The 20,376-nt window shown below is 68.2% G+C and carries 23 protein-coding genes; 13 read left to right on the top strand and 10 right to left on the bottom strand.

Going from position 1 to position 20,376, the window contains the following annotated elements:
- Window positions 1–21 precede the first annotated feature (21 nt).
- Genes gabT through ASG69_RS12985 form a run of 4 tightly spaced genes read left to right on the top strand, consistent with a single transcriptional unit; the run spans window position 22 to window position 5,278 of the window.
- Window positions 22–1,365 carry a 4-aminobutyrate--2-oxoglutarate transaminase gene (gene gabT, locus ASG69_RS13000; protein WP_056448313.1) on the top strand — a complete coding sequence of 448 codons (1,344 nt, stop codon included), beginning with the start codon at window positions 22–24 and terminating at the stop codon, window positions 1,363–1,365.
- Window positions 1,362–2,816 (top strand): NAD-dependent succinate-semialdehyde dehydrogenase, encoded by a 1,455-nt coding sequence (locus ASG69_RS12995; protein ID WP_056448310.1) that lies wholly within the window; start codon window positions 1,362–1,364, stop codon window positions 2,814–2,816. Before gabT ends, ASG69_RS12995 begins: the two co-directional genes overlap by 4 nt.
- Window positions 2,817–2,852: 36 nt before the next feature.
- Window positions 2,853–3,758, top strand: a complete 906-nt coding sequence (locus ASG69_RS12990) for a universal stress protein (protein WP_056448308.1) — start codon at window positions 2,853–2,855, stop codon at window positions 3,756–3,758.
- Complete coding sequence (locus ASG69_RS12985; protein ID WP_056448305.1) at window positions 3,755–5,278, top strand: APC family permease; 1,524 nt, start codon at window positions 3,755–3,757, stop codon at window positions 5,276–5,278. Before ASG69_RS12990 ends, ASG69_RS12985 begins: the two co-directional genes overlap by 4 nt.
- Before the next feature lie 24 nt (window positions 5,279–5,302).
- On the opposite strand, the gene ASG69_RS12980 is transcribed toward ASG69_RS12985, so the two are convergent.
- Window positions 5,303–5,905, bottom strand: coding sequence for a TetR/AcrR family transcriptional regulator (locus ASG69_RS12980; protein WP_056448301.1), 603 nt, complete (start codon window positions 5,903–5,905; stop codon window positions 5,303–5,305).
- Window positions 5,906–5,987: 82 nt separating this feature from the next.
- On the opposite strand from ASG69_RS12980, the gene ASG69_RS12975 reads away from it, so the two are divergent.
- The 4 genes from ASG69_RS12975 to ASG69_RS12960 are packed head-to-tail and all read left to right on the top strand — an operon-like array spanning window position 5,988 to window position 8,654.
- Window positions 5,988–6,929 carry a nitrilase-related carbon-nitrogen hydrolase gene (locus ASG69_RS12975; protein ID WP_056448299.1) on the top strand — a complete coding sequence of 314 codons (942 nt, stop codon included), beginning with the start codon at window positions 5,988–5,990 and terminating at the stop codon, window positions 6,927–6,929.
- Window positions 6,926–7,942, top strand: coding sequence for an agmatine deiminase family protein (locus tag ASG69_RS12970; protein ID WP_056448296.1), 1,017 nt, complete (start codon window positions 6,926–6,928; stop codon window positions 7,940–7,942). Before ASG69_RS12975 ends, ASG69_RS12970 begins: the two co-directional genes overlap by 4 nt.
- Before the next feature lie 30 nt (window positions 7,943–7,972).
- Window positions 7,973–8,218, top strand: coding sequence for a hypothetical protein (locus ASG69_RS12965; RefSeq protein ID WP_056448293.1), 246 nt, complete (start codon window positions 7,973–7,975; stop codon window positions 8,216–8,218).
- A gap of 10 nt (window positions 8,219–8,228) precedes the next feature.
- Window positions 8,229–8,654, top strand: coding sequence for a DoxX family protein (locus ASG69_RS12960; protein WP_056448542.1), 426 nt, complete (start codon window positions 8,229–8,231; stop codon window positions 8,652–8,654).
- 4 nt (window positions 8,655–8,658) lie between these two features.
- Here the strand turns inward: ASG69_RS12960 and ASG69_RS12955 are convergent, their stop codons facing one another.
- Window positions 8,659–9,168, bottom strand: a complete 510-nt coding sequence (locus ASG69_RS12955; protein ID WP_056448287.1) for an O-acetyl-ADP-ribose deacetylase — start codon at window positions 9,166–9,168, stop codon at window positions 8,659–8,661.
- Window positions 9,165–10,088: an ADP-ribosylglycohydrolase family protein gene (locus ASG69_RS12950; RefSeq protein WP_056448284.1), complete on the bottom strand. Its 924-nt coding sequence runs from the start codon at window positions 10,086–10,088 to the stop codon at window positions 9,165–9,167. Before ASG69_RS12950 ends, ASG69_RS12955 begins: the two co-directional genes overlap by 4 nt.
- Window positions 10,089–10,149: 61 nt before the next feature.
- Between ASG69_RS12950 and ASG69_RS12945 the strand changes: the two genes are divergently transcribed.
- Complete coding sequence (locus ASG69_RS12945) at window positions 10,150–10,803, top strand: NUDIX hydrolase (RefSeq protein WP_056448281.1); 654 nt, start codon at window positions 10,150–10,152, stop codon at window positions 10,801–10,803.
- A 2-nt stretch (window positions 10,804–10,805) separates the two neighbouring features.
- Here the strand turns inward: ASG69_RS12945 and ASG69_RS12940 are convergent, their stop codons facing one another.
- The gene (locus ASG69_RS12940; protein ID WP_156380522.1) at window positions 10,806–11,240 is read right to left on the bottom strand and encodes a hypothetical protein; all 435 of its coding nucleotides are present in this window, start codon (window positions 11,238–11,240) and stop codon (window positions 10,806–10,808) included.
- Between the two features lie 251 nt (window positions 11,241–11,491).
- Here ASG69_RS12940 and ASG69_RS12935 point away from each other — a divergent pair, with 251 nt between their 5' ends.
- Together ASG69_RS12935 and ASG69_RS12930 are read left to right on the top strand one after the other, a co-directional pair.
- The gene (locus tag ASG69_RS12935; protein WP_056695794.1) at window positions 11,492–11,935 is read left to right on the top strand and encodes a DUF3558 domain-containing protein; all 444 of its coding nucleotides are present in this window, start codon (window positions 11,492–11,494) and stop codon (window positions 11,933–11,935) included.
- A 139-nt stretch (window positions 11,936–12,074) separates the two neighbouring features.
- Complete coding sequence (locus ASG69_RS12930) at window positions 12,075–12,290, top strand: hypothetical protein (RefSeq protein ID WP_156382975.1); 216 nt, start codon at window positions 12,075–12,077, stop codon at window positions 12,288–12,290.
- 184 nt (window positions 12,291–12,474) lie between these two features.
- Here ASG69_RS12930 and ASG69_RS12925 read toward each other — a convergent pair whose 3' ends face one another.
- Genes ASG69_RS12925 through ASG69_RS12900 form a run of 6 tightly spaced genes read right to left on the bottom strand, consistent with a single transcriptional unit; the run spans window position 12,475 to window position 18,676 of the window.
- Window positions 12,475–13,512 carry an SMP-30/gluconolactonase/LRE family protein gene (locus tag ASG69_RS12925; protein ID WP_056448272.1) on the bottom strand — a complete coding sequence of 346 codons (1,038 nt, stop codon included), beginning with the start codon at window positions 13,510–13,512 and terminating at the stop codon, window positions 12,475–12,477.
- A gap of 35 nt (window positions 13,513–13,547) precedes the next feature.
- Entirely contained in the window at window positions 13,548–14,306 is a 759-nt protein-coding gene (locus tag ASG69_RS12920; protein WP_056448269.1) for a MerR family transcriptional regulator, read from the bottom strand.
- Window positions 14,307–14,350: 44 nt separating this feature from the next.
- Complete coding sequence (locus ASG69_RS12915) at window positions 14,351–15,844, bottom strand: flavin-containing monooxygenase (RefSeq protein ID WP_056448266.1); 1,494 nt, start codon at window positions 15,842–15,844, stop codon at window positions 14,351–14,353.
- Complete coding sequence (locus ASG69_RS12910) at window positions 15,841–16,761, bottom strand: hypothetical protein (RefSeq protein WP_027504905.1); 921 nt, start codon at window positions 16,759–16,761, stop codon at window positions 15,841–15,843. The genes ASG69_RS12915 and ASG69_RS12910 overlap by 4 nt, the downstream gene beginning before the upstream one ends.
- Before the next feature lie 2 nt (window positions 16,762–16,763).
- The gene (locus ASG69_RS12905; RefSeq protein ID WP_056448262.1) at window positions 16,764–17,633 is read right to left on the bottom strand and encodes an SDR family NAD(P)-dependent oxidoreductase; all 870 of its coding nucleotides are present in this window, start codon (window positions 17,631–17,633) and stop codon (window positions 16,764–16,766) included.
- Window positions 17,633–18,676 (bottom strand): alpha/beta hydrolase fold domain-containing protein, encoded by a 1,044-nt coding sequence (locus tag ASG69_RS12900; protein ID WP_056448259.1) that lies wholly within the window; start codon window positions 18,674–18,676, stop codon window positions 17,633–17,635. The genes ASG69_RS12905 and ASG69_RS12900 overlap by 1 nt, the downstream gene beginning before the upstream one ends.
- A 113-nt stretch (window positions 18,677–18,789) precedes the next feature.
- Here ASG69_RS12900 and ASG69_RS12895 point away from each other — a divergent pair, with 113 nt between their 5' ends.
- Window positions 18,790–19,830, top strand: coding sequence for a ferredoxin--NADP reductase (locus ASG69_RS12895; RefSeq protein WP_235578954.1), 1,041 nt, complete (start codon window positions 18,790–18,792; stop codon window positions 19,828–19,830).
- A 41-nt stretch (window positions 19,831–19,871) separates the two neighbouring features.
- On the top strand, window positions 19,872–20,321 hold the full coding sequence (locus ASG69_RS12890) for an SRPBCC family protein (protein ID WP_051613146.1): 450 nt from the start codon (window positions 19,872–19,874) through the stop codon (window positions 20,319–20,321).
- Window positions 20,322–20,376 lie beyond the last annotated feature (55 nt).

Raw genomic sequence — 20,376 nt, 5'->3', positions numbered from 1 at the left:
TGCTCTGCGAAGGACTTCACCATGGACATCAGCTACCGCCTTCCTCAAAAGCGCGCTCTCCTCACCGAACTTCCCGGACCGCGTTCACAGGAACTGACGGCCCGACGACGCGCCACCGTCGCCGCCGGCGTCGGTTCCAGCGTTCCCGTCTACGCGGCCGATGCCGATGGCGGCGTGATCGTCGACGTCGACGGCAACTCGATGATCGACCTCGGCGCCGGCATCGCCGTCACGAGTGTCGGCGCCTCCGATCCCGCTGTCGCGGAGGCCGTCCGGGAGCAGGTCGGCCACTTCACGCACACCTGTTTCATGGTGACGCCGTACGAGGGCTACATCGCCGTCGCGGAGAAACTCGCCGAGCTGACCCCGGGTGACCACGAGAAGCGCAGCGTCCTGTTCAACTCGGGCGCGGAAGCCGTCGAGAACGCGATCAAGGTCGCGCGACTGGCGACCGGCCGCGACGCCGTCGTGGCCTTCGACCACGCGTACCACGGCCGGACGAACCTGACGATGGCACTGACGGCGAAGACCATGCCGTACAAGACGAACTTCGGGCCCTTCGCACCGGAGATCTACCGGATGCCGATGTCGTACCCCTACCGCGACCAGCCGGGGCTGACCGGTGAGCAGGCCGCGCTGACGTCGATCGACCGCATCGAGAAGCAGATCGGCGCCGACGCGGTGGCCGCCGTCATCATCGAGCCCATTCAGGGCGAGGGCGGGTTCATCGTTCCCGCACCCGGATTCCTGCCGACTCTGCAAGCCTGGGCGCGGGAGAACGGCGTCGTGTTCATCGCCGACGAGGTACAGACCGGGTTCTGTCGAACCGGGTCGTGGTTCGCGAGCGACGACGAGGGAATCGTCCCCGACATCATCACGATGGCGAAGGGAATGGCAGGCGGAATGCCGTTGTCGGCCATCACCGGTCGCGCGGATCTCCTCGACCTCGTCCACGCGGGCGGGCTCGGCGGAACGTACGGAGGCAACCCGGTGGCCTGCGCGGCTGCCCTCGCTGCCATCGAGACCATGACCGCTCTCGACCTGTCCGGACGCGCCCGTCACATCGAGTCCCTCGCCATGCCGCGCCTACGCGCCCTCGCCGAGGAGACCTCCGTGATCGGCGACGTCCGCGGACGCGGTGCGATGCTCGCCATCGAGCTCGTCCAGCCGGGCACCGACACCCCGGATCCCGTCATCACCAAGGCCATCGCGGCGCATGCTCTCGCGGAGGGCGTCGTACTGCTCACCTGCGGGACGTACGGCAACGTCATCCGGTTGCTGCCTCCCCTCGTGATCAGCGACGAGCTTCTCGACGACGCGATGACGGTGCTGGAGAACACGGTTCGAACGCTGGCGGCACAGTGACCGACTCTGCTGCCCTGCTCGCCTCCGTCCCCACCGGTCTGTGGATCGACGGCGCGTTCGTCGACGCCGCGGACGGCGGCACGTTCGCGGTGCACGATCCCGCCACCGGTGACGTGCTGGCCCGCGTCGCCGATGCCGGTGAGAAGGACGCACTGCGGGCGCTCGACAGCGCCGTCGCCGTGCAGGACGAGTGGGCGGCGACCGCACCTCGGACACGGTCGACGATCCTGCGCGCAGCGTGGGAGGCGGTGATCGAGCGCACGGAGGATCTCGCGCTCCTCATGACTCTCGAGATGGGCAAGGCCCTCCCGGAGAGCCGCGGCGAGGTGACGTACGGCGCCGAGTTCCTCCGCTGGTTCAGCGAGGAGGCGGTGCGCATCCAGGGCCGCTACACGCAATCTCCATCCGGCGCGGGGCGCATCCTCGTCACGAAGGTTCCGGTGGGTCCCGTTCTCGCGGTGACTCCGTGGAACTTCCCGCTGGCCATGGGAACCCGCAAGATCGGCCCCGCCCTGGCGGCCGGGTGCACGGTACTGGTGAAGCCGGCCGAGGACACGCCGCTGACGATGCTGCTGCTCGCCGAGATCATGGCGGGCGCCGGGTTGCCGGCCGGGGTCCTGTCGGTACTTCCCGCGTCGAACGCTCCCGCGGTCACCGAGCCCCTGCTCGCCGACGGGCGACTCCGCAAGGTCACCTTCACCGGTTCCACGCGGGTGGGCAAGATCCTCATCGAGCAGTCGGCGCGCAACGTTCTGCGTACGTCGATGGAACTCGGTGGTAACGCACCGTTCGTAGTCTTCGACGATGCCGACATCGATGCCGCCGTCGACGGCGCCATGGCGGCGAAGATGCGCAACGGCGGAGAGGCCTGCACGGCTGCCAACCGCCTCATCGTCGCCGAGAGCGTCCGCGAGGAGTTCACGGAGAAGCTCACCGCACGGATCGCGGCGCTCACCGTCGGGCCCGGCTCGAGCGACGGGACGAACGTGGGGCCGCTGGTGAACGAGAAGCAGCGCACCAACGTCGGATCCCTCGTCGACGATGCGGTCGCCGCCGGCGCCCGCGTGCGCACGGGTGGTCACGTCATCGACGGCCCGGGCTGGTTCTTCGAACCCACCGTGCTCGACGAGGTTCCGGCGTCCGCACGCATCGTGCGCGAGGAGATCTTCGGACCCGTCGCGGCCATCACGAGTTTCGTGGACGAGCAGGACGCCGTCGATGCCGCCAACGACACCGAGTTCGGACTCGCCGCATACATCTACACCCGCGATCTCGATCGGGCACTCCGTGTCTCGGACAGGATCGCGAGCGGCATGGTCGGTGTGAACCGGGGCGTCGTGTCCGATGTCGCAGCCCCGTTCGGCGGAGTCAAGCAGTCCGGTCTCGGCAGTGAGGGTGGCACCGAGGGCATCGACGAGTACCTCGACACGAAGTACGTGGCTTTCCAGTAGGTCCGGTTCCACCGAAGCTTCCCGAAGGGACGCACCATGCGGTTGATCGTCGGTTATCTCGCCACTCCCACAGGAGAGGACGGGCTCGTCCTGGGTGTGCAGCTGGCCCGCAGTCTGGGTGCGGCGTTGGACATCTGCATGGTGGTGCCGCCCGACCGCGCCGTCCCGGCCGAGGCCAGGTTCGCCGAACTGCTCGCCCAGCGCGGCCGGGCGTGGCTCGACCAGGCAGCCGCGTCGGTGCCCGACGACATCGAGACCGCGGTGCATCTGAGCTTCTCGGAGTCGTTCTCGTCCGGCCTCATGGACGAGGCGGCGCGGCTCGGGTCGGACGCCATCGTCGTCGGTGGCGCCAAGGACGGCCTGCTCGGACGCCACACTCTGGGCACCGTGTCGACCGAGCTGCTGCACTCCGCCCCGATCCCGTTGGCCCTGGCGCCGTTCGGGTATCGCACGTCGACAGCCGACCGGATCCGCGAGGTGACGTGTGCCATGGGCACCCGCACGGGCGCCGACCTCGTGCTGCGCACCGCGGTCCGGTCGTGCGAGCGGATGCACACGTCGCTGCGACTGCTCTCGCTCGTTCCGCTCGACGACACCTCCGACGTCGAGTCCCTGCGCGACCCGGACCGAGAGGCGCGCGCCATCGACCACGCACAGCAGATGCTCGACGCCGCCCGGTCCGGTCTGCCCGAGAGTCTGACGGTGACGTCCTCGGTTGCCGACGGCTCGACGGTCGAGGCCGCGGCGTCCGGTCTGACGTGGGAGGACGGCGACGTGGTCGTCGTCGGGTCCAGCCGACTGGCACAACCGCGCCGCCTGTTCCTCGGCTCGACCGCGTCGAAGATGTTGCGGGCACTGCCCGTTCCCATGGTGGTGGTGCCCAGCACCGAGTTCCGTTCCGACATGCCCAGCAGCACCGATCCGACGGAGGCTTCCCGATGAGCAGTGAACTCACGTCGTCCAAGGGACTGGCCGTCGGACGGATCGGCACGTTGTCCGGCGCCGTTCTCGGCATCTCCTCCGTCGCACCCGGATACACGCTCACCGCCAGCATCGGGTTGATCGTCGCCGCGGTGGGCCTGAAGATGCCGGCCATCTTCATCGCCGGGTTCATCCCCATGTTCCTCACCGCCTACGCGTACCGGGAGTTGAACTCCGACTCTCCCGACTGCGGCGCCTCGTTCACCTGGTCCACCAAGGCCTTCGGGCCCTACGTGGGCTGGATGTGCGGCTGGGGCATGGTCATCGCGACCATCATCGTGCTCTCCAACCTCGCGGCCATCGCCGTGCAGTTCTTCTATCTGTTCATCGCGAAGCTGTTCGACACTCCCTCCATCGCCGACCTGCCGGGCAACAAACTGGTCAACGTCGGTACGACGGTCGTGTTCATCGCTCTCGCCACGTGGGTGGCCAGCCGGGGGATCACGACGAGCGAGAAGCTCCAGTTCGCGCTCGTCGGCTTCCAGATGGTGCTGTTGATCGCGTTCGCCGTCGTCGCGCTGGTCCACGTCGGCGCGGGGGACGCACCGGCCGGGTTGTCGTTCGACATCGGCTGGTTCGATCCGTTCAGCGGACTCACCATGGGCGCCTTCGTCATCGGCGTCACCGGCTCGATCTTCGCGTTCTGGGGATGGGACACGTGCCTGACGCTGGGCGAGGAGTCCAAGAACCCCACGAAGACACCGGGGCGCGCAGGGTTGCTGTGCGTCGCGACCATCCTGCTGACCTACCTGCTCGTCGCGGTCGCCGCGATGATGTACGCCGGTGTCGGCGAGGAGGGTCTGGGGCTCGGCAATCCCGACAACGCGGAGAACGTCTTCGGTGCCCTGGCCGATCCGGTACTCGGCAGCTGGGGCGGCATGCTGCTCTACCTCGCGGTCTTCGTCTCCTCGATCGCCAGCCTGCAGACCACGTTCCTGCCGGCGGCGCGGACGTCGCTCGCGATGGCGGCCTACGGCGCCTTCCCCAAGAAGCTCGCCGAGGTGAGCCCGCGGTTCCTCGTCCCCTCCGCCGCCACCGTCGCGGCCGGTGTGATCACCGCGGTCTTCTACACGGCGGTGACCTTCCTGTCGGAGAACACCCTGATCGACACCATCGCGGCACTCGGCATCATGATCTGCTGGTACTACGGCATCACCGCATTCGCCTGCGTGTGGCACTTCCGTCGAACCCTGTTCGCCAGCGTTCGGAACACGGTGTTCCGGTTGATCTTCCCGTTGCTCGGTGGCCTGGTCCTGTTGGCGGTGTTCGTCGTCTCGGTCGAGGAGAGCATGGACCCGGAGAACGGCAGCGGCGCCGAGATCGGCGGCATCGGACTGGTGTTCTTCCTGGGCTTCGGCATCCTCATCGTGGGTGCGGTTCTCATGATGGTCATGCGCTTCGTGACGCCGGCGTTCTTCCGCGGCGAGACGCTCACCGTCGACACCGAGGCTCTGAAGGACGAAGCCGACCTGGTGGGGTGAGAGGCTCGTCAGCCGCGGGGCTCGTCAGCTGAGAGGCGAGCGTGCCTGCAGCCCCGCGATGAGCACTGCGAGCCCGAACTCGAACGCCGCGTCCGCGCGGCCGGCGCCCGAGGTCTCCAGCGCCGCGCGCATGGCGTCGTTCGCTTCGTCGGCCGAGGCCCAGACCTGTTCGGGCGCTGCGAGATCGAGCGCTGACCCGAGGACGAAACTGTCGACGGCGGTGATCGCGTGCAGCACCTCGGCGGGCGCGAAGCCGCCGTCGGACAGGGCCGTCGCCAACGCGTTGTACATGTCGAACGCCACGGCGGAGCGCACCGTGTGCGCCGTGAACAGGGGGATGGCGCGCGGATGTCGGGCGTAGTGGCGGCGGTACTCCTGCGCGATGCGCGAGACCGCCTCACTCCAGTCGCGGAAGTCGGCCGGGATCTCGATGCCCGCCATCATGCGCGTACGCATCAACTCCACGATCTCGGCCCGCCCCGCCACGTGGTTGTACAACGACGACGGCCGCACCGACAGCCGCTCGGCGAGTCCCGGCATCGTGAAGTCGCCGTGCCGATCGACCAGCGCGAGTGCGGCATCGGTGATCAGGTCGGTGGACAGCAACCGTGTCGACGGACGCGGCATCGCCGACTCCTTCCTCTTGCGTTCGGGCCGTCGTCACACCATACTTAACGAATCACATTCGTTTTACGGACGAGGACACCCGATGCTGACCATCACCGCCACCACCCCGCCGCCGTCGCCCGCCCGCACGCGCGAGCCCGGCCGCCCACCGGTACGAGTGGCGCTGGTGCAGCATCGGTGGCACGAGGATCCGAGCGTGGTGCACGCCGAACTGGAGGACGGGATCGCCACTGCAGCAGGGGAAGGCGCTCGCATCGTCTTCCTCCCGGAGCTGACCCTCAGCCGCTACCCGGCGTTCGTGCCGGGCGGCGAGAACCCGGGCCGCAGCGCGGAGGACCTGGCCACCGGGCCGACGGTCACCTTCGCCGCCGAGGTCGCCGCGCGTCACGGCATCATCGTGCACGCGTCGCTGTACGAACGCGACGACACCGTCGGCGACGGCCTCGGGTACAACACCGCCGTCCTGGTCTCGCCCGACGGCGAGGTGACGGCCCGGACTCGGAAACTGCACATTCCCGTCACCGCCGGCTACCACGAGGACACGTACTTCCGCCCCGGGCCTGCCGACGACCCGTACCCCGTGCACCGTGCGGCGGACCTCGCACTGGGAATGCCGACGTGCTGGGACGAGTGGTTCCCCGAGGTCGCGCGGGCCTACTCGGTGGCCGGCGCGGAGGTCCTGGTCTATCCGACGGCCATCGGCTCGGAGCCGGATCATCCCGACTTCGACACCCAACCTCTCTGGCAGCAGGTCATCGTCGGCAACGGCATCGCGAACGGCACGTTCATGGTGGTACCCAACCGCCACGGTGACGAGGGCGCCATCACGTTCTACGGTTCCTCGTTCATCTCCGACCCGTACGGCCGCGTTCTCGTGTCGGCTCCCCGCGACCGCTCGGCCGTCCTGGTCGCCGATCTCGACCTCGACCAGCGTGGCGACTGGCTGACGCTGTTCCCGTTCCTCGACACCCGACGTCCGGACACGTACGGCACCCTCACCCAGCCCGTGGCGGGTACCCGGTGACGTGGCGCATGCCCGCCGAGGGCGAACCGCACGAGCGCACCTGGATGGCGTTCCCCAGCCCTGGTTACTCGCTCGGCGACACCGAGGAGGAGCGCCACGAGGCTCGCACGACGTGGGCCGCCGTCGCCCGCGCCGTGGCCGAGTTCGAGCCGGTGACCGTCCTGGTGGATCCCCGTGAGGCCCGCGTCGCCGCGGAGTACCTGGGATCGGGCATCACGATCCTCGAGGCACCTCTCGACGACGCGTGGATGCGCGACATCGGGCCGACCTTCGTGGTCTCGGACGACGGAACCGTCGGCGCGGTGGACTGGGTCTTCAACGGGTGGGGCGCGCAGGAGTGGGCGACGTGGGAGAACGACGCCCGGATCGGTGCACTGGTGGCGCGGGCGGCCGGCGTTCCCGTCGTCGCAACCGACATGGTCAACGAGGGCGGCGGCATCCAGGTCGACGGCGCCGGAACCGTCCTCCTCACCGATACGGTGCAGCTCGACAGCGGACGCAACCCCACCTGGTCGAAACAGGACGTCGAGGCAGAGCTGTCCCGCATTCTCGGTGTCGATCGCGCGATCTGGTTGCCGCGCGGCCTGACTCGGGACTCGGAGACCTACGGCACCCGCGGCCACGTGGACATCGTCGCCGCGATGCCGACGCCGGGCGTCGCCCTCGTGCACGACCAGCGCGACCCCACGCATCCGGACCACGAGATCAGCCGCGACGTCATGGATCTCCTCACCCGGGAGGGACTCCGTGTCGTTCCGGTTCCCGCACCGACCGTGCTGCGGGACGACGAGGGCGTCGTCGACTACAGCTACATCAACCACTACGTGGTCAACGGCGGGGTCATCGCCTGCCGCTTCGACGATCCGAACGACGACGAGGCGGTGCGCATCCTGTCCGAGGCCTATCCCGGCCGACGCGTCGTGAGCGTCGACGCCCGGCCGCTGTTCACCCGGGGCGGCGGCATCCACTGCATCACTCAACATCAGCCGGCGCCTGTCGTACCCCTCCCCTAGCGTGACGCCACCGACAACGGGGGGACGGACATGGGCGGACATCGCCGGGGGCAGCGCAGACGCAGCGAGCAGAGGACGGTGCACGAGGTCGCCGCACTCGTCGCGGAGCCGGGGTCGCAGTACGGCAGCCGCTGGAACGCGGAGCCGTACAGGTTCTGCGACTGCGACGACGAGGAGTGCGTCGGCGGCGCCGTCTACTGCGAGAACAGGGTCTACGCGCACGAGGAGCTGGGCCGCGTTCTCGGCCGACCGGACCGGCAGCGCGGCGCCTCGTAGGGTGGCAGGCATGACCACGCGCCCCGCCCCTGCGACCGTGCCTCGTATCGTCGGGCGGCTCGTCCTCGGCGCGTTCCTGGTGTTCGCCGGACTGAGCCACCTGTTCTGGGCCCGGCAGGAGTTCGCCGCGCAGGTACCGACGTGGATGCCGCTCGACACCGATCTCGTGGTGGTCGCATCGGGTGTCGTCGAGGTGGTGCTGGGCCTGGCTCTCGTCGCCCTGACGCGGTACCGGGTGGCGGTGGGGTGGGTCACGGCGCTGTTCTTCGTCGCCGTGTTCCCGGGCAACATCTCTCAGTTCGTCACGCACACAGACGCTTTCGGGCTGGACACCGATCGGGCACGAGGTATCCGGCTGCTGTTCCAGCCATTGCTGGTGATCTGGGCTCTGTGGGCCACCGGCGCCTGGTCGGCGTGGCGAGCACGTCGGCGATGACCGGTCAGCCGACGGCCCGCGTCGTCATGCGGTGCACCTCGGCCGAGTAGGCCACCAGGGTCACGAGATCCACGGACACGGGCGCCGACGTCACCGCGCGCACCTGTTCGGCGACCGCCAGCTCCACCGGCCATCCGTACGCACCGCCCGAGATGAGCGGGAACGCGATCGAGGATGCTCCGAGCGAGTGAGCCAGGAGAAGGGAGCGCTCGTACGCTGCGCGCAGGATCGGCGAGCGGTCCTCGCGCGCCGAGTACCGCGGCCCCACGGTGTGGACGACCCACCTCGCCGGCAGGCGGCCTGCGGGCGTCGCGACGGCGGCACCCGTGTCGAGTCCGTTCGGGAGGGTCGTCGCCCGCAGAATCTTGCAGGCGTCGAGGATCTCGCGTCCGCCTGCGCGGTGGATGGCGCCGTCCACCCCGCCTCCACCGAGGAGGGTCGAGTTGGCGGCATTGACGATCACGTCCGCGCGCACGGTGGTGATGTCTCCGGTGACCACATCGATGACACTCATGCTGCCGCTCCTTCTGCGAGGCGACGTCCCAGATCCGCGAGGTCCGCGGCTCGTCGTCCGGGGTACCCGTGCAGGATCGTGGTCCACGCCTCGGGGATCACCGAGGCGCCCCAGCGTGCGCCGAGAAGCCCACCGGCTATGGCCGCGGTGGTGTCGGTGTCGCCGCCCGCGCGGACACACGCCTCCAGCGCCGCTGTCAGCTGGTCCCCGTTCTCCTCGGTGGCCGTGATGGCCGACCAGGCCGTCTGGAGCGCGTGCACCACCCACCCGTTCCTGTCGAAGTCCGACGGGCGCCCCTTCTCCGCGGCGTCGAGCAACGGCGCCCAGGTGTCGCGCACCGACGGCTCCGCCGCGTCGAGGTACAGCGAGATGCCGTCGTAGTTGCCGTGCAGGACGGCGTGCCGGATGCCGGCACTCCAGATCTGGCATGCCTCCCCCGCCTGCGGATCACTGTGCGTCAGGGCGCTGATCTGCGCAGCGGCCACCGAGAGCTGAACCGGGTCGTCGAGATACGCCAGCGCCACCGGGGCAGTTCTCATCAGCGAACCGTTGCCGCCTGTCCTGCCGGACAGTCCTGCGGCGACGGCGGTCATCTCGGCAGCCGACCTGCTGCGCCGGGACAGCACCGTGCGCGTCTGGATACCGACGTCCGCCGGGTTCGTGTCGATCCAGGCCACGAAGTTCGCCGCGACGCCGTCGAGTCCCCGGCCCTCCACCAGCGCCTCGGCGATACAGAGGGCCATCGACGTGTCGTCCGTCCACTCGCCGGGCGCCCAGTCGAAGGTGCCGCCGCCGATCATGTCGATCACCGTCTCGGGCGTCGGGTAGCCGAACTCGTATCCGGCACCCAGTGCGTCACCGGCTGCGGTGCCGAGCACGACGCCCTCGGCGCGGTTCTTCTGTTCGTCGGTCAGCTTCATGTCGTCCCCTTTGCTCGTTTGTGCGTTAACCATAACGCACCACTGCGCTAAGCTGCAACCCATGCCCTCCGATCTGACGTCGTACCCACGACCGTCCGTCGCTGTCGACGTCGCCGTTCTCACCGTCCACGGCGGAACGCTGAACGTGGTGACGGTGGAATCACCCTGGGGAGCTGCACTTCCCGGCACATTCCTGCATCCGGGCGAGACGCTCGCAGATGCGGCGAGGCGCGCGTTGAGCACCAAGGCCGGCATCGACGGCGTCGAGTTCCATCAGATCCGGATGTTCGACGCTCCCGACCGCGACGATCGAGGATGGGTCCTGTCGATGGCGCACTGCGCGGAGGCGCCCACCGAGTCCCTGCCTTCCGGCACCGATCTCCTGGCCGTCGAGGCGGATCGGCCTGTGGAACCGATGGCCTTCGACCATGCCGACATGGTGTCGGCCGCCGTGGGCGACCTGCGGTCTCGCTACCTCACCCGTCCTGATCCGTCGCACCTGCTGGGGACCACCTTCACACTGCTCGACCTGCGCACCCTGTACGAGACCGTGTTCGACCGCCCGCTGCGCAAGGACACCTTCCGCCGTCATGTGATCGGGGCGCTAGTCGGTACGGGCGCCACCACGTCGGCTGCGGGCGGACGCCCCGCCGAGCTCTACGAACGCAGGCCCGACGAGACGTTTCCCGGGTCCATCGCCGCGCTGCTCGTGTGAGTTCAGTTGGGGTTCGGGCGCCGTGTTGCCGGGATCCACCACGCCAGCGCAGAACCCGCCTGCACCACCACCAACGGCCACACCATCGGAGAGTGCACCAGCGCCACCGCCCACACGAGGGCCACTGCCGTCACGACGACGCGTGCCGAACGTCGGCGTTGCACGATCATCGTCGCGAGCACCCCGTGCCCCACCGCAGCGATGACGAGAACGAACGCCCACGCATCGGCGAGTGAGCCCACGAACATCGCGCCGGGCGACTCGTCCGCACTCGCGAAGGCGGCGAGGGCACTGACGACGACGGCGCCGAATCCCGCGATCGCGGCGACACACGCCACCGCACACTGGGTCGCGAACGCGACGAGCACCGCCAATGATGTTGCGTTGATTAGACTCCCGATGCCGCTGGAAGGAACGGGCAGAGTGGTCGAGTGCATGGTGAAGGCCTTCCGATCGTCCGCCGTGGCGCGGTACAGCCTTCGACGCCGCAACCACCCGCTCGGTTCCCGGCGCGCATTTCTGCACACAGAACGGTTCCGGATGGTCGGATGTGCCCGTGGGGACACCGTTGTGTGCAGTGGGAGCACGGAACCGCAGGAGCGGAGCGTGCGTCCAACGACGTGTGCGCAGGAACTGTGGGGTACTCGCTGTCGCGGCAGTCGTCGCGTCACTCACCGGGTGCGGTGGGATGAGAGGCACCGCCGAGCCGGTCGCGATGGAACTCTTCGACCCCTGCACCGTGGTACCCGACGAGGCCATCCGGGCGGCGGGGGCAGATCCGGCGAGCCTTGAGCAAGGACCCTCTACAGAGTCGGGCAAGTGGAAACACTGCACATGGACGGCGCCTGACTACTACCTCAACATTTCTGTCACGACGCGGAGGATCGGCGAATTGGAAAGCAATCCGAACTACGTAGACGTGGTCGGGACGGAAGTACCCGGCAGGCGTGGGTCGCTGGAGTACAGCATCGCGCCGGATTCGCGCGACCAGATGTGCGTAGTCGCGTCACCGTGGTCGGGCGGCTCCATCACCGTGATGATCAATAGAAAACAGTCTGCAGCCGCTACCCGACAACCGTGTCTGCTGGCTGGGCAAGCTGCGCGCATCGTCTCACCGACGCTGCCGAACTGAGGAGGCAGATATGTCGGATGATCGTTCAACGCAGAGTCCGCTGCGCGTCGACCACGGGCACGCGAGAGCGTGCGCCGATGCATGTCAGATCTTTATCGATGGGATCCAGTCGACGAAGAACATGGTGGCGGCGATCAGAATGGAATCCGGCTTCGGGACTCTGCCCTCCGGACTCGCGTTGGAGCGCAAGTACTCCGACCTCACCCACGGCCCGGAGGGTTCACTGAGCTCCGTGCTCGCGGCCCACATCACCGCCGTCACCAACCTCCGCGAGGCCTTCCTCGAAGCGGGTCGCGGGTACCAGGAAACGGAGGACGACTCGACGTCCCGCATCGCCAACACCGGCCCTCGCTGACCGACCCGCACTACTTCCAGCCGCCCACACCCCGCTCCGCCGGCGGAAAGGGGTGTGCGCGCCACGCAACCCGCGCACACCACCGCCACGAGCCGCCAACCACCGGCGCGCACGCACCGACCGACCTACCGACCGACCGACCGACCGCACCTCACGCAACCAGCGCACACCCCAAGCCCGACCCCTACCGCTCAGGCACACCGACCACGGTGAAGGGCTCCACCGGAGTGCCCCCACGCTTGTCGAACTGGCTGTTGACCACCAGCAGCTGATCGTCGACGTCGGCGACGGTGGTGGGGTAGGCAAAGCTGGGGTCGGTGATCTCACCGGTCACCCGCCCACGGTTGCCGTCGTCGTCGAGATCGACTGTGGCGATGAGGCTGTCGCGGTTGCGAACCACGTAGAGCGTGTCGTCCTCCATCTCCATGCCATCGCCGTTCTGAAGTGTCGCGCCGCCGAGGTCCACCTGCGTGACGGCCTTGGAGTCGCGGGCCACGCGGTACAGGTTGCCGGTGCTGGACTGCACGATCACCAATGCGTTGTCGTCGTCCACCTCGACGATGCCGTTGGCGTTGAAGCCCTCGCCGTACGCGAACGGGGATCCGGTGAAGTCGACGAACGGCTCCAACTGGCCCTCACCGGTGGCGTTCGCCGGGATGCGCCACAGCGTGGGGTTGCGCGAGTCGGTGATGAAGGCGTCGCCGTTGTCGGCGATGACGACGTCGTTGAGAAAGGTGGCGTCCTGGCCGAGCCCGTTGGTGAACTTCCCGCGCAGTGCGCCGGACTCGGCGTCGTAGATCCAGACGGTGCCGGTCGCACCGCCCGCCACGACAAGGGTGTTCTCGTCGTCGTCGTCCCCGTCGACGTCCAGTCCCGCCGCGCCGGTGCGACCGTCCTGTCCACCGGGCAGGAACGGTTCGACGGTGGTGTTGCCGACCGTGCCGCGGAAGATCGCACCGTCGGAGGTCGACGAGACGTAGAAGGTGTCGTCGTCGGCGGTGATGCCCTCGGGGAACACGCCGGTTCCCGGCAACGTGTAGACGGTGGCGTTCGAGGACGTACTCGCCGCCGACGACGACGGAGCAGTGCTGGACGACGACGGAGCAGCGCTGGAGGACGCCGGCGTCGCCTGCCCCTCCTCGCTCGACGACGAGCAACTGGTCAGAACGAGGGCGGTGGCGCCGGCGAGGGCGACAGCGGCGGACAGTCTGGTGCGGTTCATGACTCCACCATGCCCCATTGGTCCGAAAAGCGAGGTCAGGCTGTGTGACGGTCCGAACGAGAGGTGTTGTCGATGGCGACCTCGAGGTACTCGCCGAGCTGCTCCTGCAGGTTGCGGTCGAGTGTGCGGCCGAGCAACGAATGCACGGAATCGACTGCGAGAGTGCGCATGATCTGCAACATCTCGGTGGCTCGGAGGACGTCGTCACCCTCGGGAATCCAACCCTCGCCGTAGCGGTCGACGATGTGACTCTTCACAGTCGAGATCATGTCCTTGGACATTCCGTCGACGGCCGCATGGAGCCGTTCGTGGATGTCCATGACCTCGCGGATCCCGAAGCCGTAGGTCGCGAGGGAGGTGAAGCCCTGCAACAGCTTCGGATCGGTGAATATGCACCGGTCACCGTCGACACGCGCGAGTCCGTACTCCACGAGCCTGGACAGCTGGACGCCGCCGGGGTCGCCGAGCATCTGCCGCGCCTCGTCGACGGAGACCGACTGCACCTCGCCGGTCGTCGACCACGGCTCGGTGAGGGCGCGCTGCAGACCGAGAACCTCGGTGAGGTCCTTGCCGCTCTCCCAGCCATCGATGAAGTCGCTGATGTGTGTGGTCGTGTAGCCGCGCTGGAGCAGGATGTCGATCAGTCGCAGCCGGGCGAGGTGCGAGTCGTCGTAGATGCCGACTCGCCCCCGCTTACGCGGGGGCGGGAGCAGTCCACGCTCACGGTAGGCCCGGACGTTGCGCGAGGTCGTGCCCGCGGCATGAGCCAGTTCGTCGATGCGGTACTCGGTCATCGACTCACTCCTCCACTCGGCCGGACCTCCAGACTAACGCTCGGTCACACCGCGGCGACGACCTCGTGGACCGGTGCCGTCGCTGCCGCCGTCACCGAGTAGTCCGGCAACAGCACCGTCTCGAGCTGCTTGACGTACTGCGTGGCGAAGCCCGGGAACATCGTGGCGTTGAAACCGTCCTCGGTGAGGTACCAGCTCGAGCACCCCGAGTTCCACGTCGTCTTGGTCAGCCGCTGCTGCAGGTCCGCGTTGTACTCGGCCTGCACCGAGGCGCGGACGTCGAGCACGAAGTTCTGGTTCACGGCGGTGGCGATGGCATCGACCAGGTAGTCGATCTGCGCCTCCATGTAGACCAGGGCGGAGCTGTGGCCGGGTCCGGAGTTGGGCCCGAACGTGAAGTACATGTTCGGGTACCCGGACACCGCGATCGACTTGTAGGCGTGCGCTCCCCGGCTCCACTCGTCGGCGAGGACGCGCCCGTCGCGCCCGGTGATGGGGATCGGCGACCCGGTCTTGGAGACGTCGAACCCGGTGGCGAAGACGATCGCGTCGAACTGATGCTCGACTCCCTCGACCGTGCGGATTCCCTTCTCGGAGATCTGTGCGATGGGCCAGGTGACGAGCGTGCAGTTGTCCTTCTGCAGCGCCGGGTAGTACTTGCTGGTCATCAGCAGGCGCTTGCAGCCGGCGCGGAACTCCGGCGTCAGCTGGCGCCGCAGCCACGGATCCGGAACCTGACTGCGGAGGTGCAGCTTCGACACTCCCTCCACCACGCGCGTGAGAGGCGAGTTCCAGACGACCCCGAGGGCGACCGACTCGTGGCCCCAGAACCAGGCCTTGCGCGCGACGCTCTGACTGAAGGGCACGCGGCGGTAGATCTCGCGAGTCAGTCCGCGGGTGCGGAAGTTGGTGCGGGGCAGCACCCACCCCGGCGTGCGCTGGAAGACCTTGACCGACTCGGCGACCTTCACCAGCTCGGGAACGATCTGCACGCCGCTGGCTCCGGTGCCGACGACGGCGACCTTCTTGCCGGCGAAGTCGTAGTCGTGGTCCCACCGGGCGCTGTGGATCTTCGCTCCCGCGAAGGTCTCGACGCCGCGGATCTTGGGCAGGCTGACGTTCGCCAGCGGTCCCGACGCCATCACGACGGTGCGGGCGAGGACGGGTTCCCGGTCCTGGACCGAGATCTCCCAGAGCGACCGGGACTCGTGCCAGGTGACGTCCACGACGGTGTGACCGAACCGGAGGTAGCGGCTCAGCTCGAACTTCTCGACCATCGAGTCGATGTAGCCCAGGATCTCCGCACTCCCGGAGTAGGTGTGCGACCAGTCCGGATTGGGGGCGAAGCTGTACGAGTACAGGCGGGACGGAATGTCGCAGGCTGCACCGGGATACGTGTTGTCACGCCAGGTCCCACCGGCACGTGTGCCGCGTTCGAGGATGGCGATGTCGCGAATCCCCCGTTGCTGCAGCCGGATCGCGGCACCGATGCCGGCGAATCCGCCTCCGATGATGGCGGTGGAGAGAATCTCGGTCATGCGACGGGCTCGTACGTGAGTTCCTTGGACCACGTGGGCTGCGGGCGCAGCAGCCGCTTCGGGTACTTGGCCGTCAGCGTCACCATCGAGTCGGCGAACTTGTGGTACGGGTGGTCGCGGTTGATGACGACGCTCCCGTGCCAGCTGATGAAGCGGTACATCGGCAGACGCTTCGGAAACTCGCTGCGTTCGCCCACCTTCTTGAAGCGCTTCATCGCGGTGTAGAGGCGCTCCTCGTCGACACCCATCTCGACGATGTTGTCCCGCATCTTGTTCAGCAGTGGGATGTACCGCAGGGTGCCGATGATGAGCGACGGATGCATCCAGGCGCCGATCGTCTCGACGAGAATGCGGCGCATCTTCGCGTGGCCCAGCAGATCGATGACCTCGAAGTCGACGGCGAGGTGCCGCGACTCGTCCGCGTTGATGCGCTTGAACACTTCCTGGCAGACCGGGTCATCGATCTCGTCGACGATGAACTTGACCAGCGCACCGTCGAGCGCGACCTCGAGCATCGGGATGACGGTGCCCAGCACGGCGAGCGGCGTCTGATCCGAGTACTTGTCGAGCCAGTCGATGATCAGCTTGACGTTGACGTTCGGCTGCGGGATCTCGTCGTTCTCGAGCATGCCCCACCGACGCATCAGTGCCAGTTCGGCATTCGCGTGCTTCTGCTCCTCCGCGTGGAAGTAACGGTAGATCTCGCGCAGCGTCTCGGTGGGCGCCTTGCGTGCCATCGCGGCGAATCCGCGCGCGCCGACGTTCTCGATCCACATGAGATCGGACAGGAACGGCTTGAGCTTGGCGTGCTGCTCGGGCGGGATCATCTCGGCGCCGGGGGCGTCCCAGTCGATGTCCGCGAGGGACCACTGGCGGTCCTTGATCTTGTCCAGCATGGCGTCGAAGTCGAAGGCCATCGTCATACTCCTGTCGAGGCGGAAACAGTGGGAAGGGACTGTGGGGCGGGCTCGCCGGGGAGCAGGCGGTCGAGCAGCCCTGCTCCGCGGGTGTAGAGGGTGGGGAGGAGCCGTTTCGTCAGCCAGATGGCTTTCGCGTCGAGCTGGGGCACGACGTAGAGGCGGTTCCTGTCGTGTGCGTTCAGCGTGGTGACGGCGATCCGCTCGGGTGAGAAGCCGGTCCACCGCATCAACTTCTGCGCGAGTTCCGTGGAGCGTTCGGTGATGCGACCGTCGACCGCGACGTTGGTCTTGACGAAGGTCGGGCACAGCACGGTCACGTGGACACCCGACCCGGACAGTTCCGCCGCCAGAGTCTCGGACAGCGACATGACGCCCGCCTTGCCGACGTTGTACGGCCCCATCGTCGGTGCCGCCGCGAATCCCGCGGCGGAAGCCACGTTGATGATGCCGCCGCGACCCGCGGTACGGAGCAGCGGAACGAACGTCTCGCAGCCGTGGACCACTCCCCACAGGTTGATGCCGAGCGCCCAGTTCCAGTCCTCGAACCCGATGTCGCCCACCGGCTTGCCACCGATGCCGACGCCGGCGTTGTTGATCACGAGCGTCGGCGCGCCACCGAACTCGAGTTCGGCGAACAGCGCGAGATCCTCGACCTGCGACTGCACGGCGACGTCGCACTGGACGGCGAAGCCGGGGCCGTCGAGCATCCGCACCGTCTCCTCGGCGCGTTCGAGCGAGATGTCCGCGCAGACGACGCGGCCACCGCGGCGGGCGATCTCGAGCGCGAAGGCGCGGCCGATGCCACTGCCGGCGCCGGTGACCACGGCGTCCGCCCCGTGAGTGAGGCGTGGTCTGGATCGAGAGAACATCAGTGTCTCGTCTCTGTTCGATGGAGGGCTGTCAGGGCATGTGCGGCGCGGGCGAGTGCCCGGTCCGCTTCCGGGCTGATGCGCGGCAGAGCCTGGAACACGTGCATCTGGTCGGGCCAGATCTCGAGCGTGCAGGTGCCACCGGCATCGACCACCAGATCGCGCAGGTGCTCGGCGTCGGCGACGAGCATCTCCGCACCGCCGGCCTGAACCACGAAGTGCGGCAGTGCCGTTCCCGCCTCGACCGCGAGTCGTAGGCGCCGCCCGTCGGGATCCTCGCCGCGTGTGTAGAGCGCGGTGAGTGCCCGCGCCGCCGCTGCGGAGATCATCGGGTCGCGACGGATGCGCTCCCGGTTCTGCGCGAGGGTGAAGGTCAGATCGATCAACGGCGAGAACAGGAGGACCGCACTCGGCTGCGGAACCGATCGTCGGGCGTTGTCCAGCACCAGGTCCAGCGCGAGGTGACCGCCCGCCGAGTCACCGGCCACGACGACCGACTCGGGTGCGTGGCCGCTCGACAGCAGCCACCGGTAAGCCCGCTCGACGTCGTCGGCTGCGGCGGGGAAAGGGAACTCCGGGGCGAGTCGGTAGTCGACCACGAAGACCGGACGCTGCATCGCGCGGGAGAGCCGCGACGCCAGGCCGCGGTGCGTCCGTGCGGAACAGATCGCATACGCGCTGCCGTGCAGATAGAGGATCGGGCCGGCGGTGTCCACGGAACCGTCCCCACCCTCGACCGGCCTCCGGCCTGCCCCATCTTCGACCGGCCTCCGGCCTGCCCCATCTTCGACCGGCCTCCGGCCTGCCCGCGCGTCGACCCACTCCCCGACCACACCGTCCTCGCGCACGGTGCGGACGACCGTGCCGGGTGCGATTCCGCCGCAGGCACGCATGGCCACCTCGACGAGGACGCGGGCGACGCGTTCGCCGCCGCGTCCGAACGGCAGTCGGGACGCGATGGGTCGCAACGTCGACTGCGTGGCTCGGGCCGCGGCGCGGGACCGCAGGGACCCCCGCTCGGGGATCGGACGCGTCGATGTCATGCCGGAAGCGTCACGGATGACTGTGCCATTTGTCAATGGCCTATAGTTCAATGAAACAATCTTCGGTGTAGTCCGGAGTGCCGGACACACCCGGCCGACGAGGGGAAGACATCGTGGCGATCGACTCCGCGGACACCGCCGTCCGCACACTCCGACTGCAGGTCGACGAGGTGATCCGCGAGACGGCGGACGCGGTGACGTTGGTCCTGTCCACTGCCGACGGCGAGGCTCTGCGCTACCGCCCGGGCCAGTTCCTCACGGTCGAAATTCCTCTGAGCGACGGCGGTTCCGCCGCACGGTGCTACTCGTTGTCGAGCAGTCCCGACACCGGCGAGCGCCCCGCGATCTCCGTCAAGCGCACCGCGGGCGGCCTCGGGTCCACCTGGTTGTGCGACACCGCGACGGCAGGATCCGCACTGACGACACTGGCTCCCGCGGGCACCTTCGTTCCCGCGCGATGGGATCGCCCGCTCGTCCTGGTCGCCGCCGGCAGCGGCATCACGCCCGTGATGTCCATCCTCAAGACCGCGTTGGCGTCGCACGACGGACGGGTCGTGTTGTTCTACGCGAACAGAGATCCGGACTCGGTCATGTTCGCCGCCACCCTCGACGATCTGCAGCAGCAGCATCCGGACCGCCTCACGGTGCGGCACTGGCACGAGTCGGCGTCGGGCCTGCCCACTGCCACCGGTCTCACCGACGCCGTCTCCGGCATCGCCGACGCCGACGCGTACCTCTGCGGGCCGGGGCCGTTCATGGAGGTGGCGCAGCAGGGGCTCCTCGCGGCGGGGGTGTCGCCCGAGAACATCCACCGTGAGGTGTTCACGTCGATCACCACCGACCCGTTCCACACCACCCTGGTCGAGACGTCCTCGGCCACGGGCGTTCCCGTGTCCGCGGAGGTCGAGGGCGACGATCACTCGTTCCACTGCGCACCCGACACCGTGCTGCTCGACGCCATGCTCGCCGAGGGAATCGACGCCCCGTTCGTGTGCCGCGAGGGCAACTGCGGCGCCTGCGCGTTCACTCTCGTCAGCGGTGACGTGCACATGCGCGTCAACGACACGCTGGATCAGTACGAGCTCGACCGGGGAGTGCGCCTGGCCTGCCAGTCGGTGCCCGTGTCCGACGCTCTCACCATCCGCATCGACTGACCGACCGAATCCCTGACACCACAGCCGCACCAGGAGACCTCATGCCCGTCATCACCAAGCACGTCGAGATCGCCGCACCGGCGTCGGCGACCTTCGACTACCTGTCCTCGTACGAGAACGTGCCGGACTGGATGTTCGGCGTCACCTCGTTCGTCCCCGTCGGACCGGTGTCGCGCGGCACCGGTGACCGCTTCGACGCCGAGATGAAGCTGGGACCCAAAGCTCTGCACTCCACGGTGGACATCGTCGAGTGGGTCGACGGTTCCGTCATCGCGTTGTCGTCGGTGAAGGGTTTCGAGACCAGTTCTCGCTGGGTGGTCACCCCCGTGGACGACGGACACTGCGTCGCCGACGTCGAGTTCCGCTACGAGTTCCCCGGCGGGTTCACGGGCAAGGCACTCGCGAAGGTGGTCGAACCCTTCATCAACCAGGGGATCTCCGTCACCGATCGGACCCTGCGCTCCCGGTTGGAGTCGCCGCGCAGCACCTAGACTCACCCGGTGACCACGAAGGACCAGCGAGGACGCATCGCCACCGCACTGTGGC

The organism is Rhodococcus sp. Leaf225 (assembly GCF_001426145.1).
In the GTDB taxonomy this organism is placed as follows: domain Bacteria; phylum Actinomycetota; class Actinomycetes; order Mycobacteriales; family Mycobacteriaceae; genus Rhodococcoides.
This window is presented reverse-complemented; position numbering and strand designations above follow the sequence as displayed.

Bases quoted from the DNA above. Each gene is read 5' to 3' on its own strand.
- gabT (WP_056448313.1), top strand. From the start codon at position 22: ATGGACATCAGCTACCGCCTTCCTCAAAAGCGCGCTCTCCTCACCGAA.
- ASG69_RS12990 (WP_056448308.1), top strand. From the start codon at position 2,853: ATGCGGTTGATCGTCGGTTATCTCGCCACTCCCACAGGAGAGGACGGG.
- ASG69_RS12985 (WP_056448305.1), top strand. From the start codon at position 3,755: ATGAGCAGTGAACTCACGTCGTCCAAGGGACTGGCCGTCGGACGGATC.
- ASG69_RS12980 (WP_056448301.1), bottom strand. From the start codon at position 5,905: ATGCCGCGTCCGTCGACACGGTTGCTGTCCACCGACCTGATCACCGAT.
- ASG69_RS12975 (WP_056448299.1), top strand. From the start codon at position 5,988: ATGCTGACCATCACCGCCACCACCCCGCCGCCGTCGCCCGCCCGCACG.
- ASG69_RS12965 (WP_056448293.1), top strand. From the start codon at position 7,973: ATGGGCGGACATCGCCGGGGGCAGCGCAGACGCAGCGAGCAGAGGACG.
- ASG69_RS12960 (WP_056448542.1), top strand. From the start codon at position 8,229: ATGACCACGCGCCCCGCCCCTGCGACCGTGCCTCGTATCGTCGGGCGG.
- ASG69_RS12955 (WP_056448287.1), bottom strand. From the start codon at position 9,168: ATGAGTGTCATCGATGTGGTCACCGGAGACATCACCACCGTGCGCGCG.
- ASG69_RS12950 (WP_056448284.1), bottom strand. From the start codon at position 10,088: ATGAAGCTGACCGACGAACAGAAGAACCGCGCCGAGGGCGTCGTGCTC.
- ASG69_RS12945 (WP_056448281.1), top strand. From the start codon at position 10,150: ATGCCCTCCGATCTGACGTCGTACCCACGACCGTCCGTCGCTGTCGAC.
- ASG69_RS12940 (WP_156380522.1), bottom strand. From the start codon at position 11,240: ATGCACTCGACCACTCTGCCCGTTCCTTCCAGCGGCATCGGGAGTCTA.
- ASG69_RS12935 (WP_056695794.1), top strand. From the start codon at position 11,492: ATGAGAGGCACCGCCGAGCCGGTCGCGATGGAACTCTTCGACCCCTGC.
- ASG69_RS12930 (WP_156382975.1), top strand. From the start codon at position 12,075: ATGGAATCCGGCTTCGGGACTCTGCCCTCCGGACTCGCGTTGGAGCGC.
- ASG69_RS12925 (WP_056448272.1), bottom strand. From the start codon at position 13,512: ATGAACCGCACCAGACTGTCCGCCGCTGTCGCCCTCGCCGGCGCCACC.
- ASG69_RS12920 (WP_056448269.1), bottom strand. From the start codon at position 14,306: ATGACCGAGTACCGCATCGACGAACTGGCTCATGCCGCGGGCACGACC.
- ASG69_RS12915 (WP_056448266.1), bottom strand. From the start codon at position 15,844: ATGACCGAGATTCTCTCCACCGCCATCATCGGAGGCGGATTCGCCGGC.
- ASG69_RS12910 (WP_027504905.1), bottom strand. From the start codon at position 16,761: ATGGCCTTCGACTTCGACGCCATGCTGGACAAGATCAAGGACCGCCAG.
- ASG69_RS12905 (WP_056448262.1), bottom strand. From the start codon at position 17,633: ATGTTCTCTCGATCCAGACCACGCCTCACTCACGGGGCGGACGCCGTG.
- ASG69_RS12900 (WP_056448259.1), bottom strand. From the start codon at position 18,676: ATGACATCGACGCGTCCGATCCCCGAGCGGGGGTCCCTGCGGTCCCGC.
- ASG69_RS12890 (WP_051613146.1), top strand. From the start codon at position 19,872: ATGCCCGTCATCACCAAGCACGTCGAGATCGCCGCACCGGCGTCGGCG.